At 63.3% G+C, this 8914-nt stretch carries 6 protein-coding genes; 4 read left to right on the plus strand and 2 right to left on the minus strand.

Annotated features, from left to right (window positions below):
- Positions 1-118 precede the first annotated feature (118 nt).
- Positions 119-1060, minus strand: a complete 942-nt coding sequence (locus tag BEN49_RS17415) for a hypothetical protein (RefSeq protein WP_070745650.1) — start codon at positions 1058-1060, stop codon at positions 119-121.
- 188 nt (positions 1061-1248) lie between these two features.
- Here BEN49_RS17415 and pyrG point away from each other — a divergent pair, with 188 nt between their 5' ends.
- Together pyrG and yidC are read left to right on the plus strand one after the other, a co-directional pair.
- A complete protein-coding gene (gene pyrG / locus BEN49_RS17420) occupies positions 1249-2901 on the plus strand; it encodes a CTP synthase (RefSeq protein WP_070745652.1) in 1653 nt (550 codons plus the stop codon).
- Positions 2902-3136: 235 nt separating this feature from the next.
- Complete coding sequence (gene yidC, locus BEN49_RS17425; RefSeq protein ID WP_070745656.1) at positions 3137-4963, plus strand: membrane protein insertase YidC; 1827 nt, start codon at positions 3137-3139, stop codon at positions 4961-4963.
- A gap of 336 nt (positions 4964-5299) precedes the next feature.
- Here yidC and BEN49_RS17430 read toward each other — a convergent pair whose 3' ends face one another.
- Positions 5300-7039 (minus strand): ABC transporter substrate-binding protein, encoded by a 1740-nt coding sequence (locus BEN49_RS17430; protein WP_070745658.1) that lies wholly within the window; start codon positions 7037-7039, stop codon positions 5300-5302.
- A 115-nt stretch (positions 7040-7154) separates the two neighbouring features.
- Between BEN49_RS17430 and BEN49_RS17435 the strand changes: the two genes are divergently transcribed.
- A complete protein-coding gene (locus tag BEN49_RS17435; protein WP_070745660.1) occupies positions 7155-7835 on the plus strand; it encodes a metal-dependent hydrolase in 681 nt (226 codons plus the stop codon).
- Positions 7836-8023: 188 nt separating this feature from the next.
- Positions 8024-8833 carry a ParA family protein gene (locus tag BEN49_RS17440; RefSeq protein ID WP_070745662.1) on the plus strand — a complete coding sequence of 270 codons (810 nt, stop codon included), beginning with the start codon at positions 8024-8026 and terminating at the stop codon, positions 8831-8833.
- Positions 8834-8914 lie beyond the last annotated feature (81 nt).

Raw genomic sequence — 8914 nt, forward strand, 5'->3', positions numbered from 1 at the left:
ATTCAGCTTTATTACGGTTTGGGTACAGCGCACAGCTACCCTTCCATGGCCTTAACGGTCAGCGGAGAGCATATTAATGGATGAGAGGGCTTTCCCCACCAATTGCGTGGCGGGGGCCCTACCGACCGGCGGCCGGCGGGGCCCCAAACTGCGTTTTCAGGGCCTGGTAGGCGGCGGGCGAAATGGCCAGGCGCTGCACCACGTTGGCCGTTTTTTGGGTGATTTTGCCTTTTCTGTCGCGCTTAACGGTTACGTTTTCTAGCGTCAGGAACTGGCAGGCGTCGTCGTTGGGGGCCCGGTGCAGCCGCACGCAGGCAAACTGGTCGAGCTCGTTTTCGGCTACGTGGGGCGTGAGCAGGTGGAACTGGCCGGTTTCAAAGGCCTGGCGGGCCTCGGCGGCCTGCGCAATGTAGCCCACGGGGTGGGGCAGCGTTTCCTCGTCGGCCCAGGTATCGGTGGCCTCCGAAAAGGGCTCCCCAGCCTGCGCCACCGCCACCAAATAGGCGCCGCCCACGATGATGGCGGCCTCAATCAGCCAAATGGCCCACAGGAGCAGGCCCGACGGCGTGGCACTTTTCAGCGACCAGGTGCCGGTTTCGTTGATTTGGCGCATGGCGTTCCACATGTGCGCCGGCTCCGCCAGGATGGTGGCAAACAAGCTGGGGCTGAACGACGTACTGGCCACACTCAGCCCCGCCGAACTGACAACCTTCGACGCCACATCTGAGTCAGCGGCGGCGGTGGGCGTTTCAGTGCCAAAAAGCATGGTGAGGTACACGCCCCACTCCAGGTACACGGCCCCCAGGGCCACCACGGCCGCCAGGGCCCCCACGCCGCGCGGGCTGCGCAGCTTGCCGGCCCGCGCCAGCCGCGCCAGCGCCACCCCCAGCAGCAGCCCAAAGCCCCCGCACAGGACGACGTTGATATAAATGAAGGGGATGTACCAGATGGCGTAGATGTAGACCAGCGCCAGCACCGCGGCGGCGGCGGCCCCGCCCACTAAAAAAAGCAGGGCGCCGCTCAGCGGCATTTTGTTGGAAGGCTGGTGGTAGAGGCTCATGCGGGGGAATGGCAGGAGGAAAGAAAGAAAAAGGTGGACCGGTGCGGGAGGAAAGTAATTGGGCAGCAATAAACAAGATGGCCAGCACTTTCGCTAGCGCTGGGGGCCCCACCGGCGGGCCCCGGCGCAAGGCTTTTAGGGCCCCAAGGGTGGCGGCTGGCGGCGGCACTGTAACTTTGTCCCCCGTCATGCCTGAACGCTCCACCCCCCCCACCCCAGCGTCGGCCGCGAAATTTATTTTCGTCACCGGCGGCGTTACTTCTTCACTCGGCAAAGGAATTATTTCCGCCTCGCTGGCCAAGCTCTTGCAGGCCAGAGGGTTCCGAGTCACCATCCAGAAGTTCGATCCGTACATCAACATCGACCCGGGTACGCTCAATCCCTACGAGCACGGCGAATGCTACGTGACCGACGACGGCGCCGAAACCGACCTCGACCTGGGCCACTACGAGCGGTTCCTGAACCGGCCCACCTCGCAGGCGAACAACGTCACCACGGGCCGCATCTACGACACCGTGATCCGGCGCGAGCGGGAGGGCGCCTTCCTCGGCAAAACCGTGCAGGTGGTGCCCCACATCACCGACGAAATCAAGCGGCGGATGCTACTGCTGGGCGAAGGCGGCGAATTCGACGTGGTGATTACCGAAATCGGCGGCTGCATCGGCGACATCGAGAGCCTGCCCTTTGTGGAGGCCGTGCGCCAGCTGCGCTGGGAGCTGCCGCCCAACGATTCGCTGGTCATTCACCTCACGCTGCTGCCGTATTTGGCCGCCGCCGGCGAGCTAAAAACCAAGCCCACGCAGCACTCGGTGCGCGACCTGCGCGAGGCCGGCCTGCAGCCCGACATCCTTGTCTGCCGCTCCGAGCACCCGATTCCGCCCGACATGCGGCGCAAGATTGCGCTGTTTTGCAACGTCAAAATCAACTCCGTTATTGAGGCCCTCGACGCCGACACCATCTACTCGGTGCCGCTGCTGATGCTGAAGGAGCAGCTCGACGAGCGCGTGATTAAGCGCCTGAAGCTGACCGGGGGGGCCCCGCTGCCCGACCTGGAGGTTTGGAAGGACTTCCTGGGCCGCCTCAAAAATCCCACCGAGGAGGTCACCATCGCCCTGGTGGGCAAGTACGTGGAGCTGCCCGACGCCTACAAGTCCATCAACGAATCGTTCGTGCACGCCGGGGCCTTCAACGAGTGCCGGGTGAAGGTGCGCAGCATCCAGTCCGACCACCTCACGCCCGAAAACGTGGCCGAAAACCTGCGCGGCGTGGACGCCGTGCTGGTGGCCCCGGGCTTCGGCGAGCGCGGCTTCGAGGGCAAGATTGCCGCCGTGCAGTACGTGCGCGAGCACGGGATTCCGTTCTTCGGCATCTGCCTGGGCATGCAGGTGGCCGTGGTGGAGTACGCCCGCCACGTGCTGGGCCTGCCCGACGCCAACTCGACCGAGATGGACGCCCTCACGCCGCACCCCGTCATCGCCATGATGGAGTCGCAGAAGGACATTACCCAGAAGGGCGGCACCATGCGCCTGGGGGCCTACGCCTGCGATTTGCGGCGCGGCTCGCGCGCAGCCAAGGCCTACGGCAAGACGCACATCAGCGAGCGGCACCGCCACCGCTTCGAGTTCAACGGCGAGTACCTGGCCCAGTTCGAGGCCGCCGGCATGTCAGCCTCGGGCACCAACCCCGAAACCGGCCTGGTCGAAATCATTGAGCTGCCCCAGGCCGTGCACCCCTGGTTCGTGGCCGGGCAGTTCCACCCCGAGCTGAAAAGCACCGTTGAGAACCCCCACCCGCTGTTCGTACGCTTCGTGCGGGCCGCCATGCAGTACCGCAAGGGGTAGGCAGAATATTAGGGGCCCCAGGCCGTCATGCCAAGAAGCCGTTAGGCCGTCATGCTCATCTGGCGTCCGCGCAGCCGAAGCATCTCTCCCGCTGAGTAATTTATTTACTGCTGCGGGAGAGATGCTTCGGCTGCGCGGACGCCAGATGAGCATGACGGCCTATCTATAAACACTTACTGGGGCCCCGCGCCATCGGCGCCGCCGTACCTTTGCGCATCGTTTCACAGTTACGTTAATGGATAAAAATTCCGCCACCGGCCTATTTCTCATATCGGCCCTGATTCTGGTGTACTTGTTCTTCTTCAGCCCCAAACAGGCCGACGTTGAAAAAGCCAAAAAGCAAGAAGCCGCCACGGCCGCCGCCCGCACCGCCACCAAGCCCACCCCAGGGGTTCCCGCGGCCATCGCCACCGTACCGGTCGGCGGCATCATCCCCGACGCGCCCCTCGACTCGGCCGCCGGCCCCGTGCAGGCCGTGACGCTGCAAAACGCCGACCTCACCATCACGCTTTCCTCCCGTGGGGGCCGCGTGACGGCCGTGCGCCTGAACAAGTACAAGACCTTTTTCGGCAAGCCGCTCAACCTGATTGACGCCCAGAGCGCCCGCCTCGACACGCGCTTCCGCACCGTGGACGGCAAGACGATTCGCTTCTCGGACCTCAACTTTCAGCCTTCGGCCGTGACTACCACAGGCCCCGCCCAGCGCGTGAGATTCACGGCGTCGGTGGCCGGCGGCACCATCGTGCAGACCTACAGCCTGCCCGCCGACAGCTACGAACTGGCCTACGACCTGCGCTTCAATGGCCTGGAGCGCACCGTGGCCCAGGAACCGCTCACCATCACGTTCCTCGACCGGGTGCGCCAGACCGAACAGGACCGCAAGCAGAACCGCAACCACTCCACCATCAACCACTACTCGGCCGATGGCAGCCACACCGCCCTAGCCGAGGCCAGCGACAAGCCCGAGGAAAGCAAGGCCGAGGGCACCGTGAAGTGGGCCGCCCACAAGCACGATTTCTTCGTGGCCGGCCTCATCGCCGACGGCCAGCCCTTCAGCGGCGGCACCTTCAATACGGCGGTGCCCGACGAGAACGACTCGACGTTCATCAAAACCATGAGCACCACGCTCACCCTGCCGGTGGCCGAGGTGGAGCAGGGCCGCGGTAAGTTTCGCTATTTCTTTGGGCCCAACCAGTTCAATTTGCTCAAGGCCGTGACCCCGGGTTTCGACCGCAACGTGTACCTGGGCTGGGGCCTGTTCCGGTGGGTGAACCAGTTCATCATCCTGCCGGTGTTCCACTTCCTGGCCCAGTTCATCAGCAACTACGGCATCATCATCGCGCTGCTGGTGCTGCTCATCAAGCTGGTTACCTGGCCTCTCACGTACAAAACCTACGAGAGCCAGGCCCGCATGAAGGTGCTGAAGCCGGAGATTGACGCCATCAAGGAGAAGTTTGGCGACGACGCCACCAAAGTGCAGCAGGAAACGATGAAGATCTACTCCACCTTCGGAGTAAGCCAGCTCAGCGGCTGCGTGCCCACGCTACTCACGCTGCCCATCCTGTTCGCCATGTTCCAGTTCTTCCCCAACGCCATTGAACTGCGGCAAGAGCAGTTCTTGTGGGCCAAGGACTTGAGCAGCTACGACGTATTTGCCAAGCTGCCCTTCTTCGTGAAGTGGTACGGCGACCACGTGTCCATGTTCACGCTGATGATGACGGCCTCCACCCTGGTGATGACCTGGCAGAGCAACCAGGTAAACACCGCCATGCAGGGCCCCATGAAGTTCTACAGCTACCTGATGCCCATCATCTTCCTGTTCGTGCTGAACAGCTTCGCCGCGGGCCTCACCTGGTACTACTTCGTGTCGAACGTCATCACCTTCGCCCAGCAAGCCCTCACCAAAACGTTCGTGGACGACACCAAGATTCGCGCCCAGCTCGAAGCCAACAAGGTAAAGAACAAGGACAAGAAGCCCACCGGCTTCCAGGCCCGCATCGCCGAGGCCATGAAGGCCTCGCAGGAGCGCGAAGCCCAGGCCAAAAAGCCGGGCAAAGCGTAACTGTCTGAACCGCAGATTAAGTGGATTTAACGGATAAGAACGGATTGTAATTGCCCCTTATCTGTTAGCAAAAAGGCCACTCGATGAGTGGCCTTTTTTTGTTGGGATTTGGGTGGGTTGGCCCGGGCTGCCGGCTTTTCGCCGGCTGCCCGGTAATCGTTGCAGCTGTTGAAGCGCTGGATTGTTGAACCAGTCCCCCGGGAGCCCCAAACTGCCCTGCCCCGCCACAACGATTAGCGGGCAGCCGGCGAAAAGCCGGCAGCCCGCACCGCCCAGGGCCCCTAAATTAGTCCCAAGGAATCCGTTCTTATCCGTTAAATCCACTTAATCTGCGGTTCAGCGCTTCCACACGCCTTCCAACAGCAGCTGGTTCATCGGGTTGGCTTTGAGACCGCGCACATTGTTCTGGCTCAGGCGGATCAGCTCGTCGTAGTAGAGGCTGATGACAGGAACCTCAGCCACCACGATGCGGTCCATTTGCTGGTAGAGGGCCGTGCGCTGGGCCGCGTCCTGGGTGCGGATGGCCTGGTCGTAGAGGCGGTCGTAGGCGGCGCTTTTGAAGTGGGTTTTGTCGGGGCCCGCGGGGCTGAAGTTGGGGCTGTAGAACAGGGCCAAGTAGTTTTCCGCGTCGGGGTAGTCGCCGAGCCAACTCTTGGCGAAGAAGGCGGCCCGGCCGTTGTCCACCAATTCCTGCTGGGCCGCCGACTGGTTGATGTCCACCTGCACCTGAATGCCCACGTTGGCCCACTGCTTTTGCAGGTACTCGCCGATTTCCTTACGCTCGGCCACCGTGCTCAGGCGCAGGCGCAGCGGGCGGCGGGGGCCCCAGCCGGCGGCCCGCAGCAGCGCCCGCGCCCGGGCCGGCTGATAGTCGTAGCCCGGCACCAGCGCTTGCGAAAACGAGGGCAGCGCCGCTGGCACGAAGCCCGATGTGCCGGCCTGCCCCACATGGTTCAGCATGTAGGCCGTCAGCTCGGGCTTGTTGAGGGCCCAGGCCAGGGCCTGGCGCACGCGCACGTCGCGCAGGGCGCGGCCCTGCACGGCCTGCTCGCCGGTGAGGTGGGTGCTGTCGAGCTGAATACCCAGGTACTCGGTGTTCAAGTACGGCACCTTCTGCACCGCAAACTTGCCCCGGAAATCGGCCCGCACGGTGCCGTCGCGGTTCATCACCAAGTCGCGCGAGCCCTCGCGGATGCCCGACAGAAAATCGAGCTTGCCCTGCATGAAGGTGAGGAATTCCGTCTTGCGGTCGGCAATAAAGCTGATGGCCACCGCGTCGAGGTAGGGCAGTTGGCGGCCCCGGGCGTCGCGGCGCCAGTAGTGCGTGTTCTTCTTATACAGCAGCACGTTGCCCTCGTCCCAAAGCCGGAACTGGAAGGGCCCCGTGCCCACCGGGTGCTCGCGGAAATCCTTGCCGTACCTGGCCACGGCCTCGCGGGGCACCACGTAGGTGTAGGGCATGGTGAGGATGCCCAGGAACGGGATGAACGGCTTTTGGAGGTGAATGCGCAGCGTGGAATCGTTCACGGCCACGAAGCAGGTGTCGCTGGGGTCCCCATCGGCCTGCTCCAGCACCTTGCCCCGGAAAATCCAGCCGCCCGGCGAAGCGGTTTTCGCATCCAGCAGCCGCTGGAAGCTGTACACGAAATCGGCCGCCGTAACCGGGCGCCCCGCTGGTCCAGCAGCAAATTCTACCGGGTGCTTGATTATCCAATTCGGTGGTGGGTCAATGAACATCTTTGGGCGCGCAAAAACTTCACTCCCATGAAACCGCACGCCCTTGCGCAGCACGAAGGTGTACGTGAGGCCGTCGGGCGACACTTGGTAGCGCCGGGCCAGCGCTGGCACTGGCGTCAGCGTCGAGTCCAGCTCCATCAGCCCGTTGTAGAGCTGCGCCACGGCCCACGAGTTGGCCTGGTTGCGGGCAAAGGCGGGGTCGAGCGAGGTGAGGGCCTCGGGCTGGTTGTAGCGGAACACCCGGCGCTCGTCGGGGGCCGCCGCGCCGGGGCCCTGGCAGCCCGCCAGGGCCCCGGCCCCGGCCAAAAATACGGCCCAGGGGCCCCAAAAACGCCGCATATGAACAGAAATGAGCTTGGCTTGTTCGGGCAAAGGTAACGGTACCCCAGCGGGACGGGCTACCTCGCACCGCTTCCCCCTATTCCCACACCCCCAATTCCTCCCCGTTAAAACAATGCAGCTTACCTACCTGGGCCATTCGGCCTTCTTAGCCACCATCGGCACCACCAAAGTGCTGTTCGACCCGTTCATTCGCCCCAACCCGCTGGCCAAAGACATTGACGTAGACGCCATCGAGGCCGACTACATCCTGCTCTCGCACGCCCACGGCGACCACATCGCCGACGCCGAAGAAATTGCCAAGCGCACCGGCGCCACCATCCTGGGCATTGCCGAGGTGGCCGGCCACTTCGGCGCCAAGGGCATTGAGGTGATTGGTACCAACCTGGGCGGCAAGGTGGCGCTGCCCTTCGGCACGGTGCACTGCGTGGCGGCGGCCCACTCCAGTTCGTTCCCCGACGGCTCCTACGGCGGCGTGCCCATGGGCTTCGTCATCACCCCCACCGAGGGCCCCACGTTCTACTTCGCCGGCGACACGGCCCTTACCTACGACCTCAAGCTCATCGGCGAGCGCCATAAGCTGGATTTTGCCCTGCTACCCATCGGCGACCACTACACCATGGGCCTCACCGACGCGCTGGTGGCGGCCGACTGGGTGGGGGCCCAAAAAATCATCGGCATGCACTACGACACGTTCCCGCCGCTGGTCATCGACCACGCCGCCGCCCTCGCCGAGGCCACGGCCGCGGGCAAGGCGCTGCACTTGCTAAAAATTGGCGAAACGGTAACCCTGTAGCCGTCGGGGCCCTGGGGCCCCAAAAACCCTTTGCCGGATTCGCCGGGCCCGCCCGGGCTTGGCGAATCCGTTTTTTTTAGCCTTATTTTGTAGAAGGGGAAGCCGGGCCGGCCGGGCCGGCTTTGCTAGCCTTATTGGCCTATTTCTATCTTTCCAGCCCCGGCCGCTTCCGTATTCCGTTACTTCTCATGGGAAAAATTATCGCGGTAGCTAACCAGAAAGGCGGCGTGGGCAAAACCACCTCGGCCATCAACCTGGCGGCCTCGCTGGCCGCCCTCGACTACCGGACCTTGCTCGTGGACGCCGACCCGCAGGCCAACGCCACCTCGGGCGTAGGCTACGACCCCAAGGACATCCAGCACAGCATCTACGAGTGCATGGTCGACGGCATCAACGCCCGCGACATCATCCTGCCCACCAACATCTTGCCGCAGCTCGACCTCATGCCCTCCCACATCGACTTGGTGGGCGCCGAGGTGGAGATGATCAACCTGCCCAACCGCGAGGCCAAGATGAAGGAGGCCCTGCGCCCGCTGGCCGAGGAGTACGACTTCATCATCATCGACTGCTCGCCCTCACTGGGCCTCATCACCGTCAACGCCCTCACGGCGGCGCACTCGGTCATCATCCCGGTGCAGTGCGAATACTTCGCCCTCGAAGGCCTGGGCAAGCTGCTGAACACCATTAAAATCATCCAAAGCCGCCTGAACACGGACCTGGAAATCGAGGGCATCCTGCTCACGATGTACGACGTGCGCCTGCGCCTGAGCAACCAAGTGGTGGAGGAAGTGCGCATGCACTTCCAGCAATTGGCCTTTGATACCATCATCCCGCGCAACGTGAAGCTGAGTGAGGCCCCCAGCTTCGGCATCCCCGCCATCATGCACGACGCCGAAAGCAAAGGCAGCATCAGCTACCTCAACCTGGCCCGCGAAATCGTGGAAAAGAACAGCGTAGAAGCCCGCCCCGAAGCGGAGGCAGCCGACGAAGCGGCGTAGCTAAGCACTACTGAGTAGAATAAAATTTCCGGCTCAACGCAATGAGGCCCCTCGCCGGTAGTAACTACTACTACCGGCGAG

It is taken from the genome of Hymenobacter coccineus, assembly GCF_001816125.1.
GTDB classification, from domain to species: domain Bacteria; phylum Bacteroidota; class Bacteroidia; order Cytophagales; family Hymenobacteraceae; genus Hymenobacter; species Hymenobacter coccineus.

What these genes read in the sequence shown, in the direction of transcription:
- BEN49_RS17415 (WP_070745650.1), bottom strand. Translation starts at nt 1,060, where the DNA reads ATGAGCCTCTACCACCAGCCTTCCAACAAAATGCCGCTGAGCGGCGCC.
- pyrG (WP_070745652.1), top strand. Translation starts at nt 1,249, where the DNA reads ATGCCTGAACGCTCCACCCCCCCCACCCCAGCGTCGGCCGCGAAATTT.
- yidC (WP_070745656.1), top strand. Translation starts at nt 3,137, where the DNA reads ATGGATAAAAATTCCGCCACCGGCCTATTTCTCATATCGGCCCTGATT.
- BEN49_RS17430 (WP_070745658.1), bottom strand. Translation starts at nt 7,039, where the DNA reads ATGCGGCGTTTTTGGGGCCCCTGGGCCGTATTTTTGGCCGGGGCCGGG.
- BEN49_RS17435 (WP_070745660.1), top strand. Translation starts at nt 7,155, where the DNA reads ATGCAGCTTACCTACCTGGGCCATTCGGCCTTCTTAGCCACCATCGGC.
- BEN49_RS17440 (WP_070745662.1), top strand. Translation starts at nt 8,024, where the DNA reads ATGGGAAAAATTATCGCGGTAGCTAACCAGAAAGGCGGCGTGGGCAAA.